This window comes from Devosia ginsengisoli (genome assembly GCF_024707105.1).
In the GTDB taxonomy this organism is placed as follows: Bacteria; Pseudomonadota; Alphaproteobacteria; order Rhizobiales; family Devosiaceae; genus Devosia; species Devosia ginsengisoli_A.
Genome location: NZ_JANQAJ010000009.1, coordinates 683183 through 705289 on the forward strand (window position 1 = coordinate 683183; position 22107 = coordinate 705289).

General features: G+C 63.5%; 18 protein-coding genes. 1 reads left to right on the top strand and 17 read right to left on the bottom strand.

The genetic code is table 11. From position 1 onward, the window contains the following. Nucleotides 1-161 precede the first annotated feature (161 nt). From NVV79_RS13405 to NVV79_RS13455, 11 genes are all read right to left on the bottom strand, one after another. Nucleotides 162-2621 (bottom strand): methyl-accepting chemotaxis protein, encoded by a 2460-nt coding sequence (locus tag NVV79_RS13405; protein ID WP_303990307.1) that lies wholly within the window; start codon nucleotides 2619-2621, stop codon nucleotides 162-164. Nucleotides 2622-2802: 181 nt separating this feature from the next. Beyond that, nucleotides 2803-5205, bottom strand: a complete 2403-nt coding sequence (locus tag NVV79_RS13410; protein ID WP_303990309.1) for a methyl-accepting chemotaxis protein — start codon at nucleotides 5203-5205, stop codon at nucleotides 2803-2805. Between the two features lie 330 nt (nucleotides 5206-5535). Next, complete coding sequence (locus NVV79_RS13415) at nucleotides 5536-7614, bottom strand: methyl-accepting chemotaxis protein (RefSeq protein ID WP_303990311.1); 2079 nt, start codon at nucleotides 7612-7614, stop codon at nucleotides 5536-5538. Nucleotides 7615-7816: 202 nt separating this feature from the next. Continuing rightward, on the bottom strand, nucleotides 7817-9595 hold the full coding sequence (locus NVV79_RS13420; protein WP_303990314.1) for a methyl-accepting chemotaxis protein: 1779 nt from the start codon (nucleotides 9593-9595) through the stop codon (nucleotides 7817-7819). Beyond that, nucleotides 9592-9891, bottom strand: a complete 300-nt coding sequence (locus NVV79_RS13425; protein WP_303990316.1) for a hypothetical protein — start codon at nucleotides 9889-9891, stop codon at nucleotides 9592-9594. Before NVV79_RS13425 ends, NVV79_RS13420 begins: the two co-directional genes overlap by 4 nt. 258 nt (nucleotides 9892-10149) lie before the next feature. Beyond that, a complete protein-coding gene (locus tag NVV79_RS13430; RefSeq protein WP_303990317.1) occupies nucleotides 10150-12675 on the bottom strand; it encodes a methyl-accepting chemotaxis protein in 2526 nt (841 codons plus the stop codon). Between the two features lie 236 nt (nucleotides 12676-12911). Then, entirely contained in the window at nucleotides 12912-13301 is a 390-nt protein-coding gene (locus NVV79_RS13435) for a response regulator (protein ID WP_056233086.1), read from the bottom strand. Between the two features lie 116 nt (nucleotides 13302-13417). Further along, entirely contained in the window at nucleotides 13418-14467 is a 1050-nt protein-coding gene (locus tag NVV79_RS13440) for a chemotaxis response regulator protein-glutamate methylesterase (RefSeq protein WP_303990321.1), read from the bottom strand. Further along, the gene (locus NVV79_RS13445; RefSeq protein WP_303990324.1) at nucleotides 14464-15309 is read right to left on the bottom strand and encodes a protein-glutamate O-methyltransferase CheR; all 846 of its coding nucleotides are present in this window, start codon (nucleotides 15307-15309) and stop codon (nucleotides 14464-14466) included. The genes NVV79_RS13440 and NVV79_RS13445 overlap by 4 nt, the downstream gene beginning before the upstream one ends. Nucleotides 15310-15349: 40 nt before the next feature. Then, nucleotides 15350-16870, bottom strand: coding sequence for a methyl-accepting chemotaxis protein (locus NVV79_RS13450; RefSeq protein WP_303990327.1), 1521 nt, complete (start codon nucleotides 16868-16870; stop codon nucleotides 15350-15352). A gap of 197 nt (nucleotides 16871-17067) precedes the next feature. Then, a complete protein-coding gene (locus tag NVV79_RS13455) occupies nucleotides 17068-17658 on the bottom strand; it encodes a chemotaxis protein CheD (protein ID WP_303990330.1) in 591 nt (196 codons plus the stop codon). A gap of 165 nt (nucleotides 17659-17823) precedes the next feature. On the opposite strand from NVV79_RS13455, the gene NVV79_RS13460 reads away from it, so the two are divergent. Further along, a complete protein-coding gene (locus tag NVV79_RS13460) occupies nucleotides 17824-18177 on the top strand; it encodes a hypothetical protein (RefSeq protein ID WP_303990333.1) in 354 nt (117 codons plus the stop codon). A gap of 125 nt (nucleotides 18178-18302) precedes the next feature. Here NVV79_RS13460 and NVV79_RS13465 read toward each other — a convergent pair whose 3' ends face one another. Genes NVV79_RS13465 through NVV79_RS13490 form a run of 6 tightly spaced genes read right to left on the bottom strand, consistent with a single transcriptional unit; the run spans nucleotide 18303 to nucleotide 21908 of the window. Continuing rightward, the gene (locus tag NVV79_RS13465; RefSeq protein WP_146290630.1) at nucleotides 18303-18791 is read right to left on the bottom strand and encodes a chemotaxis protein CheW; all 489 of its coding nucleotides are present in this window, start codon (nucleotides 18789-18791) and stop codon (nucleotides 18303-18305) included. Between the two features lie 54 nt (nucleotides 18792-18845). Next, entirely contained in the window at nucleotides 18846-19673 is an 828-nt protein-coding gene (locus NVV79_RS13470) for a chemotaxis protein CheA (RefSeq protein WP_303990414.1), read from the bottom strand. Beyond that, the gene (locus tag NVV79_RS13475; protein ID WP_303990416.1) at nucleotides 19633-20934 is read right to left on the bottom strand and encodes a hypothetical protein; all 1302 of its coding nucleotides are present in this window, start codon (nucleotides 20932-20934) and stop codon (nucleotides 19633-19635) included. The genes NVV79_RS13470 and NVV79_RS13475 overlap by 41 nt, the downstream gene beginning before the upstream one ends. Continuing rightward, complete coding sequence (locus NVV79_RS13480; RefSeq protein ID WP_303990337.1) at nucleotides 20816-21217, bottom strand: Hpt domain-containing protein; 402 nt, start codon at nucleotides 21215-21217, stop codon at nucleotides 20816-20818. The genes NVV79_RS13475 and NVV79_RS13480 overlap by 119 nt, the downstream gene beginning before the upstream one ends. A gap of 35 nt (nucleotides 21218-21252) precedes the next feature. Beyond that, a complete protein-coding gene (locus tag NVV79_RS13485; protein WP_303988245.1) occupies nucleotides 21253-21621 on the bottom strand; it encodes a response regulator in 369 nt (122 codons plus the stop codon). Beyond that, nucleotides 21618-21908 (bottom strand): STAS domain-containing protein, encoded by a 291-nt coding sequence (locus NVV79_RS13490; protein WP_303988243.1) that lies wholly within the window; start codon nucleotides 21906-21908, stop codon nucleotides 21618-21620. Before NVV79_RS13490 ends, NVV79_RS13485 begins: the two co-directional genes overlap by 4 nt. Nucleotides 21909-22107 lie beyond the last annotated feature (199 nt).

Consider the following 22107-nt stretch of genomic DNA (forward strand, 5'->3'; position numbering starts at 1 on the left):
GACATGGTAAATAGATGGTGAACGGGGCGGTATTTGCGCCCGCGACATCATCACCCGGCACCGGCGACCGAATCCCAGTCATCGCAAAAGTCGGCAACAGGCTAGGAGCCGCCAAATCCTGTCGCCAGTTGCGTCAATTGCGTAGGTATTCCATCGGTGTTCTAGCCGGCTTTGCCGCGCCCGAAATAGCTGCCGGCCACCGCCTTGAGATCACCGATCATGCCCCGCGCACCGGTCTCGCGTTGCGGTGCCGGCCTGGCGCCGGTGGCAAGAGTGAAAACGCCGATCACGCGGTCGAGCTCGTTGGCCTGCGCCTCGGTCTGCTCGATGGCGGCATTGGTCTCTTCCACCAGCGCGGCATTATGCTGCGTCATCTCATCAAGCTGGCGCACCGCCACATTGACCTCGTCGATCGAAGCGGCCTGCTCGCGGCTGGCCCGCGCGATGCCGTCCAGCATCGTGGCATTGGCGCGAATGGCTTCCTGCACCGCCACCAGCCGTTCGGCAGCGCTCGCCACCAGCCGCGTACCGCCCTTGACCTCATTGGCCGACTGCTCGATCAGCGCCTTGACATCGGCCGAGGCGCTGGCTGCCGACTGCGCCAGCCGGCGCACCTCCACCGCGACCACCGCAAAGCCCGCCCCCGCTTCGCCGGCCCGCGCCGCCTCCACCGAGGCATTGAGCGCCAACAGGTTGGTCTGGAAGGCAACGTCGTCGATCAGCCCGATAATGTTGGAAATCTTGGCCGAAGACTGCGTGATGCGGTCCATCGCCCCGGTCGCTTCGCCCATCACCGCGCCGCTGGCCTCGGCCTCGCTCGAAACCGTCCGCGCCTGCTGGCTGGCCTGCTCGGCCTGGGCGGCATTGTCCACCACCGTCCGGCTGAGCTGCTCGATGGCTGCACTGGTTTCCTCGATCGTGGCGGCCTGCCGCGTCGTGCGCTCGGAAAGGTCGTTGGCGCCCGAGAGAATTTCGCCCGTGGCGGTCTTGAGTGTGCCCGACGTGCCGCGCAACTGCGTGATGATGTCGCCAAGCTGCTCGGCCACGCCATTGGTATCCTGCTTGAGCCGCCCGAAGGCGCCCTTGTAGTCGCCGGTCATGCGGTGGGTCAGGTCGGCGCGGGCCAGCGACGCCAGCACGCTGCCGGTTTCGGTCAAGCCGCGATCGACCGTTGCCACCAGGTCGTTGACATCAAGCGCCAGCTGGCGCAGTTCGGGATCCTCGAGCTCGGTGCCAACGCGACGCGAGAAATCGCCATCGATGGCCGCACCGACCACGGCGCCGATATCCTGCTGTAAGCCCTGGATGACGCTGACACGCTTGGCGCGTTCCTCGCTCATATCGAGTTCGGCGGTGCGCAGATCGCGCATCTTGAGCCCATTGCTGCGGAACACATCCACGGCCTCGGCCATGTAACCCAGCTCATCGGCACGCTCGAGACCGGGCACCGCGACATCCAGCTTGTCGCCGGCGATTTCGGCCATGGCATCGGTGAGGCGCGTGATCGGCCGCGTGATCGTGCGGGCGATGAGGATGCTCGTTATCGCCGCCAGCGCCAGCAGCACCAGCCCGATGACCAGCATCGTGTTGCGCAAGCCGGCCGAAGGTGCGGAAATGTCGGCTTCGCTTTCCAGCGCCACCACGGCCCAATCGACGCCGCCAAAGGTCAGCGGCTCGCTGGCAGCCACATAGGCAGCGCCCTCATGATGCGACAGTGCGCCGATCGCCGCCGTGCCACCCAGCGCTGCGCTCACCGCCTCGCCCTGCAGCGACAGCGTCAGCACGTCATTATCTTCCGTCCTGGCGGAATCATTGCGCACCAATCCGTCCTGGCCGACGAGATAGGTCTCCCCGCTCTCGCCCAAACCCTGCGTACGGTCCAGCACTTCCCCGATGCGGCCGGTGGGCATCTGGTAGGCGAGCACCCCGATCAGGAAGCCCTGGTCATAGACCGGCGAGGCAATGAAGCTTGCTGGAACCCCACCGCTCGGGCCATAGGGCGCGAAATCGGACAGGAACACCTGCCCCGCCTCGCCTGCCATGGCTGATCGCACCACCTTGCCCAGGTCGCTATCGGCCCATGGCCCGCCGCCTTCGGCGAAATTAGTGCCGAAATCAGCGTCCTTGGAAACGGTATAGACGTTGTTGAAATCGGTATCGAACAGCAGGACGTCGTAATAGCCGCGCCTTTCCTGCATATCGCGGAAATCGGCATGGAGGCTCCGATGGTGCAGGTCATAGACCGGCAGCCAGTCCGACGTATCGAGCTTGAGCCGTTCACCCGCCGGATTGGGGTTGCGGGTGATATAGGCGTCCTGCAGCAGTTCGACCGGGTCACCCTGCCCTTTCAGCGAGCGCATGGCGCCCGAAAACAGGTCGATGGCGGCTGCGATCTCCGACCGTCCGGCAAACAGCGTCAGGTCCTCGGCCACTTCATTGAGATAGGCATCGAGCGAGGAGCGCGCATTGGCCGCCGCCGCGGTCAGGCGCTGCTCGGCCTGGCTGTTGACGATGCTGCTGCTGACCGCATAGGCCGCCAGCGCCAGGCTGGCGCCGGTGACAAGCGCGATCGCCACCACCATGGCCGGCAGCTTGAAGGCGAGTTTGAGCTGGGTCGTCATCGGGAGAACTTCCGGAGTTGTGGCACTGCTGCCTTTTGCCAAGGCATGCCCGCAGCTCCTCTTCCGCGGCCATGACGCGCCTGAACCATAGGAAGATGTTGGTTAAGGAAGCCCTTCCGGGCACGTCATGAGACCGTCATGGTCCCCGGAGATCTTGCCCCGAGGACCATAGGCGAAAGGCCTAGAACTCGTTCCAGTCGGCCGAAATGGCGGCATTGCCCTGGCTGAGATAGGCCTGTGCGGCCTTCCGCACATTGGCCGGGCGGGCCGACACAGGCGAAGCGGCGGCGCGTGCCGGCACGGCGCTTTCACTACCTGTATGGAACACGGCCACGATCTCGTCGAGCGCACTGGCCTGGGCCTCAGTCTGCTCGATGGCCGCATTGGTCTGCTCCACCAGGGCCGCATTATGTTGGGTCATTTCGTCCATGGTGCGGACGGCAATATTGACCTCCTCGATGGCCGAAGCCTGCTCGCGGCTGTCCCGGGCAATCCCGTCCATCAACTGGTCATTGGCGCGGGCCGCTTCCAGCATGGCCGAAAGCCGCGCTGCCGCGTCCGAAACCAGGCGCGAGCCCAGTCCCACTTCACCGGCAGACTGTTCGATCAGCACCTTGACGTCGGCCGAAGCGCTGGCCGCCGACTGGGCGAGACGGCGCACTTCGACAGCCACCACGGCAAAACCCTTGCCGGCATCGCCCGCCCGCGCCGCTTCCACCGAGGCGTTGAGCGCCAGCAGGTTGGTCTGGAAGGCGATATCGTCGATCAGCCCGATAATGTTGGAAATCTTGCCCGAACTGGTCTCGATGGCCGTCATGGCCTCATTGGCCTTTTCCATCACCTGCCCGCCTTCTTCGGCAGTGCGGGTCACTTCGGCCGCGTTGGCGCTGGCATCCTTGGCGCGCTGCGCATTCTGCAGCACGGTCGAGGCCAGTTGCTCCATGGCCGCCGAGGTCTCCTCGATCGTCGCCGCCTGCTTGGTGGTGCGCTCGGAGAGGTCGTTGGCGCCGGAGAGGATTTCTCCCGTAGCGGTCTTGAGCGTGCGCGAGGTCGAACGCAATTGCGTCACCACCTCGTTGAGCTTGTCCGCCACCGCATTGGTATCAGCCTTGAGGCGGGCAAAGGCGCCCTGATACTCGCCATCCATGCGCATGGTGAGGTCGGTATTGGCCAGAGCCGTCAGCACCCTGCCGGTCTCGCCGAGACCGCGGTCCACCGTAGCGACGAGGCTGTTGACGCTGCTGGCCAGGCCATTGAGTTCCGGATCGGGAAATTCGGTCTCCACCCGCTGGCTGAAGTCGCCGGCAATGGCGGAATCGACCACTTGGCCGAAAGCGCCCTGCAGATCACTCATCATGGCGCGGCGATTTTGCTCCTCGGCCACGATACGCGCCGCTTCCGCCTCGGTCATCTGGCTGACCTTGAGCCCGTTCTGGCGGAACACTTCCACCGCCCGCGCCATGGCGCCGATTTCGTCGTGGTTCTCGCCATAGGGCACCTCGACGTCGTAATGGCCTTCGGCCAACCCGTCCATGATGCCGGTCATCCGGCGGATCGGCCTGGCCAGTATGCCGGCCCCGAACCAGACCAGCGCCAATACCGCAGCCAGCAGCGCCGCGGAAACCATCAGCGCCATATTGCGCATCTGATCGACACCGGCAAAGATCGTCGCAGCCGGCACATCCATGAGCATGGTCCACTGATCGGCCACGCCGTCAAAGGATAGCTGTGTCGCAATGACGAACTGCTGCGTGCCGGTGGCATCAACATAATAGAGACCCTTTTGCAGCAGGGCCGGATCCAGCAGCGCACCAGCAACATCAGGCGTCACCTTGGTGCCGACAAGCGCGGGATCGGGGCTGGCGATCCACTGGCCATCACTGCTGACCAGCGACACATTGCCAACATCGAAGGGTCGAAGCTGGCCGATCACGCCGGCAATCGTATCGAGGCTGAGATCGGCGGTTACGATGCCGACCGGCTTGCCCGCCTTGTGCACCGGAATGCTGATCGTGGTCATCAGCACGTCAACGCCGTTGACCACATAGGAAAAGGGTGGCGTCAGCACCGAGCGGTCTTCGGCCAGAGGCAGGTCATACCAGTTCGCATTGTCCGCACTGGCCGACATGTCCAGCAGTTCGACCACGACCTTGCCGTCCTGGTTGGTGAAATAGGGCACGAAACGGCCATTGGCATCGGAATATTTGTGCCCGATGAAACCGGCATCATTGCCGTCGAGGGCATTGGCATTGAAGGCCAGCGTCATGCCGGTCAGCGCCGGTCGGGAGGCTGCCGCCGCGGTCATCAGCCGGCCGAGCTGATCGCGGTCGGCCACGCCCTCGGATATGGTTCCTTCCACCGCAGCGCTGACACCGCGGGCCAGCGAAATGATGCCGTCCATCTGCCCGGATGCGAGCTCGCCATATTGCCCCAGCAAGGCTCGCGCCCGCGCCTCGGCTTCATTGCCCGCCGTGCCATACATCAGCGCCGTTCCGCCGAAGACGATGGCGCACATCGAAGCTGCAAACAATACACCTGCGCCGATCACCAGCTTCATCTGGATCGACAGGTTGGAGAATTTCATTCTGTATTCCCTACCAAGTTTGCCTCTGGCGAAGGCGGCCTATTGACCGTCACAGGTCGTTCCACCGGCCGCTGCTGTGCTTGATGGGTATCCACGCGCGTATCGGAACCATCCGCGCAGCGCGGATGGAACAGGTTCAGATTGTGGGGAAAGCGACGCCATATTGCTCCCGCCGTGATGTTCGTCACGGCATGCCCAAGTCAAATACAACTGCGTCCGCAATCACCCTGTCAGAGCGCCCTTAAGGCCGGGTTAAGCACAATCGACTGCGGCGTGCATGAAAAAGGGCGCCGTAAACGCCCTTTCGCAAGTAACGGTATTGTAAAGCCGTCAGAACTCGGACCATTCCTTGGCGATGGCCGCATTGCCCTCTGTCAGATAGGAACGGGCGGCCGAGCGGACCTTGTCGACCATGCCGCGCCCCGGTATCGGCATGCCCCGCGCGGACGAAGCCGTGGTTTTCGCCGTTTCTTCGATGGTGAAGATATCCACCACTCGGTCGAGCTCGCTGGCCTGGGCCTCGGTCTGCTCGATAGCGGCGTTGGTCTCTTCCACCAGCGCCGCATTATGCTGGGTCATCTCGTCCAGGGTGCGCACTGCTACCGACACTTCATCGATGGCCGCCGCCTGTTCGCGGCTGGCCCTGGCAATGGCCTGCATCAGGCTGGCATTCTCGTTGACCGCGTCCAGCATGGCCGTCAACTGCTCGGACGCGTTGGACACGAGCTTGCTGCCGCCCTTGACCTCGTTGGCGCTCTGCTCGATCAGCGCCTTGACATCGGCCGAGGCGCTGGCCGCCGATTGCGCGAGCCGCCGCACTTCCACCGCCACCACGGCAAAACCCTTGCCCGCATCACCCGCCCGCGCCGCTTCGACGGAGGCATTGAGCGCCAGCAGGTTGGTCTGGAAGGCGATATCGTCGATCATGCCGATAATGTTGGAAATCTTGCCCGAGCTGGACGTGATGCGCGCCATCGCCTCATTGGCCTCGGCCATGGTTTCCCCGCTCTGCGCCGCGCTGTGGGACACCGACTTGGCCTTGACGTCCGCGTCTTCGGCCATGCGGGCATTGTCGGCCACGGTCGAGGCCAGTTGCTCCATGGCCGCCGAAGTTTCCTCGATCGTCGCCGCCTGCTTGGTGGTGCGTTCGGAGAGGTCGTTGGCGCCTGACAGGATTTCTCCGGTCGCGGTCTTGAGGGCGCGCGAGGTCGAGCGCAATTGCGTCACCACATCGGTCAGCTTGTCGCCCACCGCATTGGTATCAGCCTTGAGCTTGGCAAAGGAGCCCTGATAGTCGCCGACCATCCGCCGGGTGAGGTTGGTATCGGCCAGCGCCGCCAGCACGTCACCGGTTTCGCTGATGCCGCGATCCACCGTCTCGACCAGGTTGTTGACGCTGCCGGCCAGCGCATTGAGTTCGGGATCGGGGAATTGCGCATGCACGCGCTTGGAGAAATCGCCGGCAATAGCGGCATCCACCACCTCGCCGAAAGCGGCCTGCAGGGCCACCATCATGTCGGTGCGCTCGACCCGACGGCGCTGGGAAGCGGCGCGCTCTTCCTCGGTCATCTGACTGACCTTGAGCCCGTTCTCGCGGAAGATTTCCACCGCACGGGCCATCTCGCCGACTTCGTTGCCGCGGGTGATGAACGGCACTTCGGTTTCGTAATCGCCCTCGGCGACCGCTTTCATGGTCCGCGCCAGCTTCGGCACCGCCGCCATCATCAGGCGGGACATGACATAGCCCAGCACGCCCAGGATCACGAGGCTCACCGCGCCCACGCTCAGCAGCACCCACAGGGTCGACAGAATGCCCGCTTCAAGCCTGGCCTTGTCCGTGCCGGCATAGAGGGCTCCGACCAGCCCGCCATCCTGATCCTGGATGGGCTGATAGGCGGTGTAATAGGTCGTGCCGAGCACGGTGGCTTCGCCGAAATAGGATTTGCCTTCCATCAGGTTCGCATAGGCCGGGTCGGTCTCGTCGAGCACCTGGCCCATCAGGCGTTCGCCCTCCGGCGTCAGCAGCGTGCTGCTCAGCGCGGTAAGCGGCTTGCCGACCTCCTCGGCACCATAGATCGTCACGCTTTCCCCGGTGAGGCGAACCACCGAATCCACCAGGTCGTGATTGACGAACAGGCGCGGCATCGCCCAGGTCTTGACCGAGGCAATGCTGCCATCCTCCGCCCACACCACCTCGGCGCCGGGCAGCTTGCCCCCGATCACCGTGGCTGCCGTGCGCAGGTCGCCTTCCAGCCGCGACATGGCATTGGCCCGTGTCGAGGCGCTGAGATTGACATAGGTCGCCGCCGTCACTGCCGCGATGGACACGATAATGGCGGAAATCACCAAGGTGGCGATCATCGTCGTCAGCTTGATATTGCCCAGGGCGTGCCCAGTGCGCTTCAGCATATCAATTTACCCCGTATCCCCCCGCACGGTTCAGTGAGACCTGTCCGCGCCCGATCAGGGAAAATTATCAGCACAGGCTTAATCGAGCGTTTATCGATTTGTCTGGACAAGTTGCACCGGCCGGACCGACGCAAGATATGACAGATACGAAAAACCCCGCGGCGCCTTGCACCGCGGGGTTTTGTTGTCGTCCCTTTGGAGACTAGAACTCGCTCCAGTCCGGGGCCACGGCGGCATTGCCATGGGTAGCCAGGTTGGCGGAGGCCGCTGTCAGCCGCTGCTGCAGATCGCGCGCGCCACCGGCTGGCCCCGCTCGCTCGATCCGTGCTGTCGCGGTCTCCTGCTGGGCGATGCGGAACACATCGACAATGCGGTCGAGCTCGGTGGCCTGCGCCTCGGTCTGCTCGATCGCTGCATTGGTCTCTTCCACCAGCGCCGCATTGTGCTGGGTCATCTCGTCCATGGTACGGACGGCGGTGGTGACTTCCTCGATGGCAGAGGCCTGTTCGCGGCTGTCATTGGCGATGGATTCGAGCAGCCCATTATTGCCGCGCGCCGCCTCCAGCATGGCCTTGAGCTTGCCGGCCGCGTCGCCCACGAGCTTGGAGCCCGAATTCACTTCCCCGGCCGACTGCTCGATCAGCACCTTGACCTCGCTCGAGGCCTGCGCTGCCGACTGCGCCAGGCGCCGCACTTCCACGGCCACCACGGCAAAGCCCTTGCCGGCATCGCCGGCCCGTGCCGCTTCCACCGATGCGTTCAGCGCCAGCAGGTTGGTCTGGAAGGCGATGTCGTCGATCATGCCGATAATGTTGGAGATCTTGGCGGAAGACTGGGTGATCCGTTCCATTGCCGAGGTTGCGGCATCCATCACCTGCCCGCCTTCTTCGGCGGTGCGCGTCACCTGCGCGGCATTGACGCTGGCATCCTTGGCCCGCTCGGCATTCTTGAGCACGGTCGTCGCCAGTTGTTCCATGGCCGCCGAAGTCTCTTCGATCGTCGCCGCCTGCTTGGTGGTGCGCTCGGAGAGGTCGTTGGCGCCCGAGAGGATTTCTCCCGTCGCGGTCTTGAGGGAACCCGAAGTATGGCGCAACTGGCCCACCACTTCGGTCAGCTTGTCGGCCACTGCATTGATGTCGGACTTGAGCGTGGCGAAGGCGCCTTCATAGTCGCCCTCCATCCGCTCGGTGAGATCGGTATTGGCCATGGCGCCCAGCACATGGCCGATCTCGGTCACGCCGCGATTGAAGGTCGAGACCAGGTTGTTGATGCCGGCCGCCAGCCCGTTGAGTTCCGGATCGGGGAATTCCACCGCGACCTGCCGGGTGAAGTCGCCCGCCACCGCGGCATCGACCACTTCGCCAAAGGCCGACTGCAGCTCGCTCATCATCTTCTGACGATTTTCCTGATCGGCAATGATGCGCGCGGCTTCCGCCTCGGTCATCTGGCTGACCCGCAGCCCATTGGCGCGAAACACTTCCACGGCGCGCGCCATGGCGCCAACTTCGTTACCCTGTTCGGTATAGGGCACCTCGGTTTCGTAGTTGCCCTCGGCAATGGCTTCCATCGAACCGGCCAGCTTGGGAATGGGCTTGGTGATCAGGCGCGACAGCACCAGTCCCACCAGTCCCAGCGCCACGGTCACCGCGCCGCCCACCATCAGGATCAGCCCCAGCACGCCATTGGCCGAAGCCTCGACATTGGCCATGGGCGTACCGACGAAAATGGCGCCCATGACTTCTCCGCTCATCTTTTCGATGGGCTGCAGCGCCGCGAAATAGGTGATGCCGTTGATCGGCAACTGCCCAACGAACGGCTCGGCAGCCAGCACAGCGGCATAGGCGGGGCTGGACGGATCGAGCGTCAGGTCCGCGACCCGCGTGCCATCGGGTGCGGCAATGCTGGTGGTCTTGCCGGCAAGAATCTGCGTCGCCGTATCAAGCACATAAATGCTCGCATCCTGCTTGGTGACGCGCGTCACCGAGTCGATGATTTCGGTATCGTAGAAGGGGGCACGGCCCAGCTCTGGAACGCATCCATCGTCCCCTCTTCAGTCCAGTTCAGGACCGAGCCGGAAATGCGCCGCTCCAGGATCGTGGCGGCAACTGCCAGATTGGTTTCCTGTTGCACCTTGCTGTCGGCCATCGACTGGGCATGCAGGCTCATATAGATCGCGCCCGACACGACGGCGATGGAGCCGATAATGCCGATCAGAACCAGCGCCGCGATGGTCGTGGTCATCTTGATATTGCCGAAAGCAGCAAAGAGCTTGCGCATGGCCTGTTTCCCCCAAGCGTCCCTGCGCGGCGATTCATCGCGCGCCTGTGGACTTACTGATGGGAAAAATTACGGGATAGCCGTTAATCGAAGGTTTTCCAAAAGCGCTCTGGCATCGTTTTCGAAGTCGATTTAGCCGTTCTACTGTCGAATTATGGCGACAGGCACGTTGAACACCCTGCGTTGTGCCTTCCCCATGCACTCAAAACAAAGGGGCGCCCACCGGACGCCCCCGCATGTTTCGCTGATTTCTTGCAGCTAGAACTCGTTCCAGTCCTTGTCGACCGCAGCATTGCCGTGGCTGAGATAAGACCTGGCCGCCGTCTTGAGCTTGTCCTGCAATCCCCGTGCGCCATCGGCAAACGTCCTGGCTGCAGGGGCCGGCTCGGCACGCATCTGGCGCTGGGTCGGGGCCGTCTCGCTGATGGTAAAAATATCCACGATCCGGTCGAGCTCGGTGGCCTGGGCCTCCGTCTGCTCGATGGATGCGTTGATCTCCTCGACCAGCGCCGCATTGTGCTGGGTCATCTCGTCCATGGTGCGAACTGCGGTGTTGACCTCGTCGATCGCCCCGGCCTGTTCGCGGCTGTCCTTGGCGATGCCACTCATCAATTCGTTCGACGACCGCGCCGCCGCCACCATGGCTTCGAGCTTGGTCGCGGCATCGAGCACCAGCCTGGAGCCACCCTTGACCTCGCCGGCCGACTGCTCGATCAGCACCTTGACTTCGCTCGATGCATTGGCGGCCGACTGCGCCAGGCGCCGAACCTCCACCGCCACCACGGCAAAGCCCTTGCCGGCATCGCCCGCCCGCGCCGCTTCCACCGACGCATTGAGCGCCAGCAGGTTGGTCTGGAAGGCGATATCGTCGATCAGCCCGATAATATTGGAAATCTTGCCCGAGGACTGGGTGATGCGCTCCATCGCCTCGGTGGCCTGGTGCATCACCTGCCCGCCCTCTTCGGCCGTACGGGTTACGGTCGAGGCGACGCCGCTGGCCTCCTTGGCGCGCTCGGCATTCTGCATCACGGTCGAGGCCAGTTGCTCCATGGCGGCCGAGGTTTCCTCGATGGTCGCCGCCTGCCTCGTGGTACGCTCGGAAAGATCGTTGGCCCCCGACAGGATTTCCCCCGTCGCGGCTTTCAGGGTACGCGACGTATCCTTGAGCTGACCGACAATGTCGGTGAGTTTTTCGGCCACTGCATTGGTATCGGCCTTGAGCTTGGCGAAAGCACCCTGATAATCGCCTTCCATGCGCTTTGTGAGGTCGGTATCGGCTAGCGAGGCCAGCACCGAGCCGGTTTCGCCCACACCGCGATCCACAGTCGCCACCAGGTTGTTGACCGAGCGAGCCAGCGTATTGAGTTCGTCATCGGGGAATTCGGCATCGACGCGCTTGGTGAAGTCGCCGGCAACGGCGGCATCCACCACTGCGCCAAAGGCTCGTTGCAGGTCCTGCATCATGGCGGCGCGTTCGGCCTGGGTCCGGATGATCTGGGCGGCTTCCGCCTCGGTCATCTGCGCGACCTTGAGCCCGTTCTCGCGGAACACTTCCACCGCGCGCGCCATGGCGCCCAACTCGTCCTTGCCATCGGCGCCACGCACCTCGACATCGAGGTCGCCATCGGCCAGCGCATCCATCGTGTGGGTGAGGCGGCTGATCGGGCGGCTGATGGAGCGCGAGAAGAAATATCCGACCAGCGCCGCGAGCGCGAGCAGCGCACCACCCACCAGCAGGATCATGTTCCGCATATTGTTGACCGGCGCGTAAACCTCGTCCTGCGGCTGCACGGCAGCCACCGCCCAGGTCACGCCATCGACGCTGACCGGGCCGGCCCGCACCACCATGGGCGCGTCGCGATAGTCGGTGCTGGAGCCTTCGCTGGTCTCGCCGGCAAAGGCGCGTTCGATTACATCGGAGGTCAGGGCCGTCTGCAGCACGTCGGGCGCTTCGGTGCGCGGTGACTCCGTGCGCAGCAGCCCGTCCGATCCCACCACGACCACTTCGCCGGTTTCACCCAGCCCCGACAGGGCCGAGACGCGGGCGCTGAGCGCCTCGGTGGAGATGGCGAGTACCATGACGCCGGTATTTTCATCCTTGTCGAAAACCGGCATGGCCATGAAGCTTTCAGCCGTGCCGGTCGGTCCATAGGCCGTATAGTCGACAAAGGCTACCTGGCCATCGGCAAGACCCTTGGCGGCGGCAAAGGCCTGGCCCAGCCCACTGGCGGCTAGGGCCGAGTCGGTAACAACATTAGTTGCGAAATCGGTATTCTTGGCCACCGAATAGACGACATCACCCGCCGCGCTGATCAGCAGCACGTCGGAATAGGCGCGTTCCTGCATCAGCGTGCGGAAGCCGGGATGGTAACGCTTGTGCACCGGGTCATAGCTGGCGCCCTTGGCGCCCACGCTATCGACGGCCGCCCGGTCTTCGGGGTTGGGATTTTCGCTGACATAGGCGGTCTGCAACTGCACGGCAGCCCGCTCCTTCAGCCCCATGCGCAATTCGTCCAGCGCCCGCGTCAGGTTCTTCATGGCCGTCACGGTGTCGGACCGCTGCACGAAGAGCCGCAGATCGACCTCGGCGCTCGAATAATAATCGCTGACCAGCGAAACAGCCGTGCTGAGCGAGGCCTGCATCGACTGGTTGCGCTGGTTCTGCACCGTGCCCAGGCCGATCAGATAACTGGCCAGGCCCACGCCCGCCCCCACAAGCAGGGCCGAGCCGACCAGCACCAGTGGCAATTTCTGGGCGATCTTCAACTGCGGAAACAATTTCATTGGTCTTGATGCTCCTCACGGATCGTCGCGCCTGCTTGGATAGAGCCCCGTTCGGCTCTGGCAGCGACAATCACCCCCAACGTGAATCGATTTCTGCAAACGATATATCCAGGGGATTAACCGCTCCTTACGGACAATCACGACGTCCCGATTTCTCGAAAAGCAGGGCGAAAAGCAGAACGCCCCGACCGTCAGGTCAGGGCGTTCAAAAAAAACACCGCGGATGATTGGCGCGATCAGCTCAGCGCGCCGATGACCGCTTCGATGCGCTTCTTCATGGTGGAAGCATCGAACGGCTTGATGATGTAGTTGTTGACGCCGAAGGAAATCGCTTCCTTGACCTGCTCCTTGTCCGAGCGGCCGGTGGCCATGATGAACGGCATGGCCTGGGTGCGCGGATGCTTGCGGATGACCTTGAGCAGGGTCAGCCCGTCGATATCTTCCATGTTCCAATCGGAAATGATCAGGTCGACATTGCTCTTTTCGAGCTTGCCAAGCGCATCGCGCCCGCTCTTGGCCTCGATGATGTCCTTGAAGCCGAGTTGGGTGAGGATGTACTTGCAGATACCGCGCATGGACTGCTGGTCGTCGACAATGAGGACACTGACAGCGCTCGCTTTAGGCATGATCGTATTTCACCTTCCTGGTGCCAGGGGTTCGGACCCCCGTAATTCACGAAAACACTAGGCAACAAGCGTTACAAATCTCTCAATCCGTCAGTTGGCATTGCGACAGAGCACCCTCAGGCCGCCGACTTGAGCCGCACCAGCGCATTGGCCAGCCGCGCCGCGATCGCTTCGACCGGCGCCTGCTCCACCACCGCGCCTTCCTCGAAGGCGACGCGCGGCATGCCATAGACCAGTGCCGAGGCCTGGCTCTGGCCCACCGTATAGGCCCCGGCATCGCGCATCATCTTGAGCCCGCGTGCGCCGTCGCGGCCCATGCCGGTCAGGATCGCGCCCACCGCCAAAGGACCGACGGTCCTGGCGACCGATTCAAACAGCACATCGACACTGGGGCGATGCCCGCTTTCCGGCTCATCCTGGGTCAGTCTTGCCTTGAGCTGGCCCGAACTGCGTTCCACCCGCAGGTGATAGTCGCCGCGCGCCACATAGGCATGGCCGACCAGCAATGGCATGCGATCCTCCGCCTCCACCACCTTGAGACCGCAGATCTCGTCGAGCCGGGCGGCGAAGCGGTTGGTAAAGCCGGGCGGCATATGCTGGGCGATGACGATGGGCGGGCAATCGACCGGCATATCGGCCAGCACCGCACGGATCGCCTCGACACCGCCGGTCGATGCGCCGATGGCGATGAGCGCGCCGGCCGGTGCAGCCGCGGTCTTGACCGCGATCCTGGGCGCCTCGGCCCGGCCGGCCGAGCGACCGCGCACGTCGGACTTGGCTGCCGCCCTGATCTTGTCGCGCAGATTGGCGCCGAAGGCATCGATGCCCCCTTCGGCTTCCGCGCTCGGCTTGGCCACGAAATCGACCGCACCCAGTTCGAGCGCCAGCAGCGTTTCGCTGGCCCCTTTCTTGGTCAGGGTCGAGACCATGACCACCGGCGTTGGCCGCAGGCGCATCAGCCTGTCGAGAAACTGCAGCCCGTTCATATTGGGCATTTCGATATCGAGCGTCACCACATCGGGGTTGAGCTGCTTGATCTTCTCGCGCGCATCGATCGGATCGGTGGCCGTGGCGACGACATCGATGTCGCCGTCGCGCATCAGCATGCGCGTCAGCACTTCGCGGATCAGCGCCGAATCGTCGACGACCAGGACCTTGATGCTCATGCCGCTTCTCGTTTGCTCAGTTTCTGCCTGGATTGGTAGATTGTCTTGCCGACCAGCCGGAAACCCTCGCCGCCCGAACCGAGATTTTCCGAATGGCCGATATAGAGAAAGGCTTCCGGGGCCAGCAGCTTGCTGAAGCGCCCGAACATTTCGCCCTGCGTCGGCTTGTCGAAATAGATCGCCACATTGCGGCAGAAGATGGCATCGAACGGCCCCTTCATCGGCCAGGGGCCGATAAGGTTGAGCGGCTTGAACGAAATCAGCTCGCGCACCGCGTGGGGAACGCGGATCGTGCCGTCGCCGAGTTTTTCGAAAGGCCGTGCCCGCTCGCCGGAGAGCCCGTTCAACTCGTTTTCCGAATAGATGCCGCGCGCCGCCTTGGCGATCACGGCCGTATCGATATCGGTCGCCAGGATCTTGAAATCCCAGCGCTTGAGATCGGGGAACGCCGCCAGCAGGTCCATGCCGACAGTATAGGGTTCCTGACCCGTCGAGCAGCCGGCCGACCAGATGCGCAGGCGGCTGCCTCGCGGCCTTTCGGCCATCAGCGCCCCGATATGGGATCGCAGATGTTCGAAATGGTGGTCTTCCCGATAGAAGCGGGTGAGGTTGGTGGTGAGCGCGTTGACGAAATCCTGCCCGTCCTGGGCGGTGCCCTGGCGCTCGAGATAATCGAGATAGGCATCGAAGCCCGGCAGGCCCAGCGCCCGCACGATCTTGGATAGCCGCGAGATCACCAAAGTCCTCTTGGCGTCGCTCAACGAGATACCGGCGACGGAATAGACCCGATTCTTGACCCGCGAAAACTCGCGGTCGCTGAGGGAGATTTCTCCCTGTTCCATACGGCTTACCCCAACTGCCTTGTGGTCCGGAGGTGTCGGGTCAGGCGCGCGCCCGTCGGGCCGGTTGTGCCTGATCGGGCTCCCCTGCTTCGCCGAACGACGCCATCCGCCCGGTGAGGCGCTGCAGCGCCGCGTCACCCTCGTCCAGTGTCGCCACGATCGTATCGGTTTCATTGCTTAGATTGCGTAAATGCGTATCGAGCCCGGCGATCATTTTTTGCAGGGCCTGCGCCTCGTTCACGCCGGTCTCCGACTGGGCCCGGCCGCGCTTGACCACGTCGCGGATATCGCGGGCCGAACGGTTGGTCAGTTGCGCAAGCTGGCGCACCTCGTCTGCCACCACGGCAAAGCCCGCCCCCTTCTCACCCGCCCGCGCCGCCTCGACCGCGGCATTGAGCGCCAGCAGGTTGGTGCGGAAGGAGACATCCTCGATGGCCTGCACCATCTTGTCGATTTCCTGCGTCATCTGGTCGATTTCGCCCACCAGCGCCTGCGTGCGCCGCGCCGCCAGATCGGCCGCGCCCACCAGGTCCTGTGCCTCGCGACCGATGGCGAGCGCCTGCCGCAGCCCCGCGCTGCCGGTGGCCAGGGCTTGACCCATGGCGCCGGCATCGTCGCGGCTCCCGGCGGTCAGCGAACCATAATGGGCGGCCCGCTGCTCGAAGCCATCGACCAGGCGGCCCACCGCCGCCAGCCGATCCTCGAGTTCGGTCCGCAGGCCGCGTTCCTCCTCGAACTGCTCCACTATCGCTGCGATGAAATCATGCAGCCGCATGGCCAGCGACCCGAGAGGACCGTCGAGGGCATCGGGCAGTTCGCTGCTACCCGCGGCCACGCCTTCCAATTGCAATAGTCCTGCATCGAGCGATGCCAGCCCCGTATTGAGCGCGGCGAGCGTCGGATGGGCCAGGGCGGCCCTGGTCTCGAAGCGGAACCCGGTCTGGCCGCTGGCCAGCGCTCCGGCAAAGGCATCGAGGTCGTCATCCTCGATATAGCTGCCCGCCGGCACCAGTTCGAGCAGGTAACGTCCTGCCGCAATTGAGCGCCGCCTGACGGTAAAGCGGCCTCCGCCCAGCATGACCATGGCTTCCTCGGCCACGCCGCCGCCGGCATCGAGATAGCCCGCGCCGAACAGGGCATCGAGTGTTGCCCCTTCGCCGGCATCCTTGGCCAGCGCCGTGATCCCCATGCTGGCCGCCAGGATCAGGCCCTTGTCGTCCACCACCACAGCGGGTTGCTGCAGGGCGGCAATGGCGCTCTTGAAATGGTGGGCCTTTTCGAGTCGCTTGCCCAGCCGCGCCACAACCCCGGCAATGGTGAGGGTCTCGTCGTGCCGTTCGCACAATCCCGCCGCCAGCGCCACCGAGGCCAACGTAGCCCGATCCCGCCGATCGTAATGGGTGGCGATGAACAAGGTGCCCGCCAGCGCCACCAGCAACAGGCCGACGACGCTGCCCTGCCCCGCCGGGCCAGTGCCGAGCGTGGCCGTGACGATCCCGGCCAGCGCCACGACGCCCAGCCACAGACTGGCAATGATGAGCGCTAGCCGCAGATTGGGCATGATACGCAAATCAGCGAGAAGGGGTCCAACATGGCCGGACTCTATGTCGGCAATGGTTAATCAAATCTATAAAGTCTTGCCGTTGAGTAAGACTTTAATAAGCCTGATTGCGACAATCTGAAGATTTGTCCTGCTTCGGGACAGCAGCAAATGCAAAGAGCTGACCTCCGGCCCATCGACCGGCCGGATCAGCATCGCTAGAACAGTTCGATATCGTCCACCGGCGCCGGCAGTATGATACGGCGCCTGGCGATCGCGGCTTCTTCGCGCGCCACGTTATCGCCGATCTCGCTATCGAGGCGCTTGACGAAAGCCCGGCCGGAATGCGGCTTGAACAACACGCGCCTTGCATAGGTGCCGCCCAGGTCTTCGCTGGTGGCGATATAGCCTTCATCGAGCAGAAACTGCCGCACGAACTCGATATTCTTGCGCCCGACATCGTCCAGCGCCGAATTGATCTTGCCGCCGCCGAACACCTTGATCTCAAGATTGGCCTTCTTGCCGGTGCCCCGGGTCAGCACCTTGTTGATGAGCTGTTCCATGGCGAAGGCGCCATAGCGGGCCGAGGCGCCATAGCGGTCCCTGGCGGAGCCCGATTGCTCGGCGAGCAGGAAGTGGTTCATGCCGCCCACATGGACGACCCGATCGCGTACGCAGGCCGAAATGCAGGACCCCAGAACGGTGGAATAGGTGAGATCGGCCGCATCGGAAACATGGCAATCGCCCTGGTGCACGGTCGTAACCACCCCACGATCGAATTCGGGTGGTAAAGAGTTCGGCAATGCCATTTGTCGTCTTGCAACCCCAAAACCAGTGGTTCGGATCGTAGCGGAAAACTCGTTAGCCAATTGCTAACCACGCCGATGGAGCGATGCCACACCGGCAAATTCGGCAAGAAGAGCTTTAGAAATAATCCTATAGGTTGCCTTGAACGGGGCTAGGATCTGACCTTTATGTCACTGCAGAAACTCGCGAGAGAACTCGATGAGACAGCACGCCAGACGGCGTCGATGCTAGAAGGCATCACTGAAGCGCTCGACCTCCTCGCCGATAACAGACTGAGCAAGGACGCCTCGGTCCAGCAAGCCGTCCAGATGATCGTCACCGCCCTGCAGGGTCAGGATCGTATCGAACAACGCTGCCACAACATGGCCCTGGCCGTCCGCCAGTTCGCCCTTCTGCCCGCCAATGCCCCGGATAGCGTCTATGACGAGATCTGGGCCAGCCTCACCCTCGACGAATTGCGCGTGCCTGCCCTGTCCGGCATCGCCGCCCACCAGAGCCACGGCGACGCCGAGCTGTTCTAGGCCCTTCAGAATATCCGGATGAAGACAGGCGCCAGGGGCGCCTTTTTTGTGCCTGGAGCAGATGCCGGAAATAGAAAAGGGCGCCTCGCGGCGCCCTTTTCTATTTCCAATTCTGCAGGCCGGTTCTAGCCGTCCATCTTGGCGCCTGACACCACGGCATGCAGGTCGATCAGCCCGACCATGCGGCTCTCATGGGTCACGATGCCGTTGAGCAGCTCGGTGTCGATCGAATTGCCTTCCGGCACGTTGTGAATGTCGTCGCGGCTGACCGTCAGGATATCGCTGACCGCATCGACCAGGATGCCGACCCATTTGTCGCCGACGCTCATCACCACCACGACATGGTTCTTGGTGGGCGAGGTCTGGCCGTCGCCGAAGCGGGCGCGCAGGTCGAAGATCGGCACGATCGTACCGCGCAGGTTGATCACGCCACGCACGAATTCGCGCGTATTGGGCAGCGGGGTCGCGCCGTTCCAGGCGCGGATCTCGCGCACCGTGGTGATCTCCACGCCATAGGTCTGCTCACCGATCGAAAACGCGATGAGCTGGAGCGAGTTCTGCCCGGCAACGCCGGCCTTCTCCCCCATATCGTCACGCAAACCGAGCGCTTCCATTTCTGTTGCCTTTCTGCCGCCGGTTCTGGACGGCTACGCTTTTACTGGCAGCCCTCAGGCTGCATTCTTGTGCACAATAGTGGTCTTGAGGCCCTGCACGTCCACGATCAGCGCGACATTGCCGTCGCCCAGGATCGTGCCGCCGGCAATGCCGTCCACGCGCTCGAAATTCTCTTCCAGCGATTTGATCACCACCTGCTGCTGGCCGATGATGTCGTCGACGATGAGCGCTACCTTGGCCGAGCCCTCGGCTTCGCACAACACCACGAACCGGTTTTCCGGATCGGTCTCGGTCTGCATTTCGAAGCGCCTGGCCAGGTCGATGACCTGCACATATTCGCCCCGCACCTGCAGCACCTGGCCGCCCGATGGCACCCGCTCGAAGCTGGCGCGCGAGCACTGGATGGTTTCGACGATCGAGGAGAGCGGCACCACATAGGGCGACTCGCCGACCTTGACCAGCATGACGTCGAGCACGGCCAGCGTCAGCGGCAGGCGCAGCGTCATCCGGCAACCCTTGCCCGTCCATGAGCGGACATGCACCGAGCCGCCGATCTTCTTGATGTTGGAGAGTACCACATCCATGCCGACGCCGCGGCCGGAAATGTCGCTCAGCGCCTCGGCCGTCGAGAAGCCAGGGGCAAAGATCAGTTGATCGATCTGCTCGTCAGTGGGATTCACATCCGGCGCAACCACACCCTTGTCGCGCGCCAGTTGCAGCACCTTCTCCCGGTTGATGCCGCCGCCATCGTCCTCGACGATGATGAGGATATTGCCGCCCGCCTGCTCGGCCGAAAGCCGGATCGTGCCCGTCTCCTGCTTGCCGCGCCCGAGGCGCTTGTCAGGGGTCTCGATGCCATGATCGGCCGAGTTGCGGATCATATGCGTCAGGGGATCGCTGAGCTGCTCGATCACCGTCTTGTCGATTTCGGTATTCTCGCCGATGGTCTCGAGCTTGATCTTCTTGCCCGTCTTGCTCGCCAGCTCGCGCACCAGGCGCGGCATGCGCGAAAAACACCGATTTGACCGGCTGGGCGCGGATCGCCATCACCGAATCCTGCAACCCGCGCGTCGTCTGCGCCAGCACTTCGAGGCCGCGCACCAGCTCGGTATAGCGGGCCCGCAGCGTCTCATCCATCTGCTGGGTCAGCATGGACTGGGTGATGACCAGTTCGCCCACCATGTTGACCACGCGGTCCACCTTGTCGAGATCGACGCGGATCGACTGCACGCCCACGCTGCGATTGCCGCCGCTTTCTTCGCCCTCGCCGGAGGGCGCCGCAGCGCGCAGCGGGGTCACCGCAGCAACAGGCGCCGGCGGCTTGGCGACGGGGCTGGGCTGGATGGTCTCGGCCAGTTCGGCAAAGCTGAGCGTCGGCGGCTCTTCGAAACTGTCCTGTGCGGAGACGGGCGCGGGTTCCGGTTCGGGGGCAAACTGGGTTTCGGCCGCAACATCGGCATCGGCGGTGAAATCGAGCAGGCTGGCCACTTCATCGTCGGCCAGCGCCAGAAGGTCGGCCGGATCAGGCTCATCGCTCGCCGCCGGTGCCGGCTCGGGCATCACGGGCACAGGCGCAGGTGACACCTCGAACGTAGTCGCATCGCTGCCAAGCTGCGCCACCGCAATATCGCAATCGCCCTCGACGAATTCGAAGACCTCGCGGATCATCGCTTCGGTCAGCGAGGGGGAAATCATGGTGATCTCCCAGGAGCAATAGACCGCAAAGGGCTCGAAATCGCTCAGCGGCGGAATCTCTTCCAGCACGGGGCGCACATGCATCTCGCCCAGGGCCGCCAGTTCGCGGAACAGCAGCAGCGGATCGTTGGCGCGGGCATAGAGCGCCCGGTGCGGCGTGAAGCGCACTTCCCAATGGCCCGGCTCGATCTGCATCGGCGCGGCCTCGAAGGCGTCATCGGCCAGCGCTTCCCCTTCTGCCGCGACAGCAGGCGCCTCGGGCGCATCGAGATTGACCATGACCGGAGTGAAGTCGATGTCGAATTCATCGAGCGGTTCGCCGTCTTCGTCACCGGGGGCGGCATCGCCGCGCGCCAGCGCATCGAAGCGCCCCCTTCTCGTCCATGCCGTAATCGGCGGGCAGGGCCTCGCCGGTCTGGGCCGCCTTGACGTGGTCGGCCACAATATCATTGGCGCGGATGCACAGCGCCACCACGTCATCGCTCATCTCGATGCGGCCATCGCGCACATAGTCGAGCAGCGTTTCATAGGCATGGGCAAAGCCCACCAGCGCCGAAAAACCGAAGGCACCGGCGCCGCCCTTGATCGAATGGATGGCGCGGAACACCGCGTTGAGGCGGTCGGCATCGCGCTCACCGGCTTCGATCGCGGCGAATTGCTCCTCGAGCTCGGTCAGCAGCTCGGAGCATTCATCGAAATAGGTGGCTTTGAAATCGTCCAGATCGCTCATGCGAACGCCCAACCCTTCTGGGTTCTTATGACTGCTTAGTGAACCACGCGGTGGATGACCGAGATGAGCTTTTCGGGATCGAAGGGCTTGACGATCCAGCCGGTGCCACCGGCCGCCTTGCCCTGGTCGCGCTTGTCCTGGCTGGTTTCGGTGGTGAGGATCAGGATGGGCAGGCTCTGGTGAATGCCGGTGGCCCGCACATTCTTGATGAACTCGATGCCGTCCATGACGGGCATGTTGATATCGGTGATGACCACGTCGACCGTTTCGGTCTTGAGGACATCGAGCCCCTGCTTGCCGTCTTCGGCCTGCAGCACCTCGAACCCGGCATTGCTGAGCGTGTGGTGCAGCATGGCGAGGATCGTCCTCGAATCGTCCACCGTGAGAACCCGCAAAGTCGTCATCCTCTCATCATCCCTGAAAACTGGGCGTCCAGCCCCAGTCGCGCTATAGCGGCCGTCAATGCGGCGCTCGGCTGCTCGATAGCGAAGTCAAAATGGTTTCTCCGGGCGGTCTCGGCGGCGCTGATGAGCATGAACAGCGCATTGGTCGATACCCGTTCGACGGCATCGGCCGTGACCGTGACCGGCCCCTCCTCGATCGCATCGATCAGGCCGTCGCGAATGCCGTCCAGCGCATCAAGGTCGATGACCGCTGGCAAAGCGACGGATTTCTTGGCCTTGCTGACCATGGCGAGTGATGCCCCCGGAGTTCTCTCCAATGAGCAGTTTCCATGGGAACGGTTTAAGAAGTGCTAACCTTGATGCCGATCGGGCGGCTGCGGGGGCGGTCGGGGCCCTCTTTGCGGCCTGCGGTGCCTTTTCCCTTGCCGCGGGCAATGGGAGGGGAGTAACCAAGCACGCCACTTCATATCTGGACCTACCATGACC

Bases quoted from the DNA above. Each gene is read 5' to 3' on its own strand.
- NVV79_RS13405 (WP_303990307.1), bottom strand. From the start codon at position 2,621: ATGACGACCCAGCTCAAACTCGCCTTCAAGCTGCCGGCCATGGTGGTG.
- NVV79_RS13410 (WP_303990309.1), bottom strand. From the start codon at position 5,205: ATGAAATTCTCCAACCTGTCGATCCAGATGAAGCTGGTGATCGGCGCA.
- NVV79_RS13415 (WP_303990311.1), bottom strand. From the start codon at position 7,614: ATGCTGAAGCGCACTGGGCACGCCCTGGGCAATATCAAGCTGACGACG.
- NVV79_RS13425 (WP_303990316.1), bottom strand. From the start codon at position 9,891: ATGCGCAAGCTCTTTGCTGCTTTCGGCAATATCAAGATGACCACGACC.
- NVV79_RS13430 (WP_303990317.1), bottom strand. From the start codon at position 12,675: ATGAAATTGTTTCCGCAGTTGAAGATCGCCCAGAAATTGCCACTGGTG.
- NVV79_RS13435 (WP_056233086.1), bottom strand. From the start codon at position 13,301: ATGCCTAAAGCGAGCGCTGTCAGTGTCCTCATTGTCGACGACCAGCAG.
- NVV79_RS13440 (WP_303990321.1), bottom strand. From the start codon at position 14,467: ATGAGCATCAAGGTCCTGGTCGTCGACGATTCGGCGCTGATCCGCGAA.
- NVV79_RS13445 (WP_303990324.1), bottom strand. From the start codon at position 15,309: ATGGAACAGGGAGAAATCTCCCTCAGCGACCGCGAGTTTTCGCGGGTC.
- NVV79_RS13450 (WP_303990327.1), bottom strand. From the start codon at position 16,870: ATGCCCAATCTGCGGCTAGCGCTCATCATTGCCAGTCTGTGGCTGGGC.
- NVV79_RS13455 (WP_303990330.1), bottom strand. From the start codon at position 17,658: ATGGCATTGCCGAACTCTTTACCACCCGAATTCGATCGTGGGGTGGTT.
- NVV79_RS13460 (WP_303990333.1), top strand. From the start codon at position 17,824: ATGTCACTGCAGAAACTCGCGAGAGAACTCGATGAGACAGCACGCCAG.
- NVV79_RS13465 (WP_146290630.1), bottom strand. From the start codon at position 18,791: ATGGAAGCGCTCGGTTTGCGTGACGATATGGGGGAGAAGGCCGGCGTT.
- NVV79_RS13470 (WP_303990414.1), bottom strand. From the start codon at position 19,673: ATGATCCGCAACTCGGCCGATCATGGCATCGAGACCCCTGACAAGCGC.
- NVV79_RS13480 (WP_303990337.1), bottom strand. From the start codon at position 21,217: ATGAGCGATCTGGACGATTTCAAAGCCACCTATTTCGATGAATGCTCC.
- NVV79_RS13485 (WP_303988245.1), bottom strand. From the start codon at position 21,621: ATGACGACTTTGCGGGTTCTCACGGTGGACGATTCGAGGACGATCCTC.
- NVV79_RS13490 (WP_303988243.1), bottom strand. From the start codon at position 21,908: ATGGTCAGCAAGGCCAAGAAATCCGTCGCTTTGCCAGCGGTCATCGAC.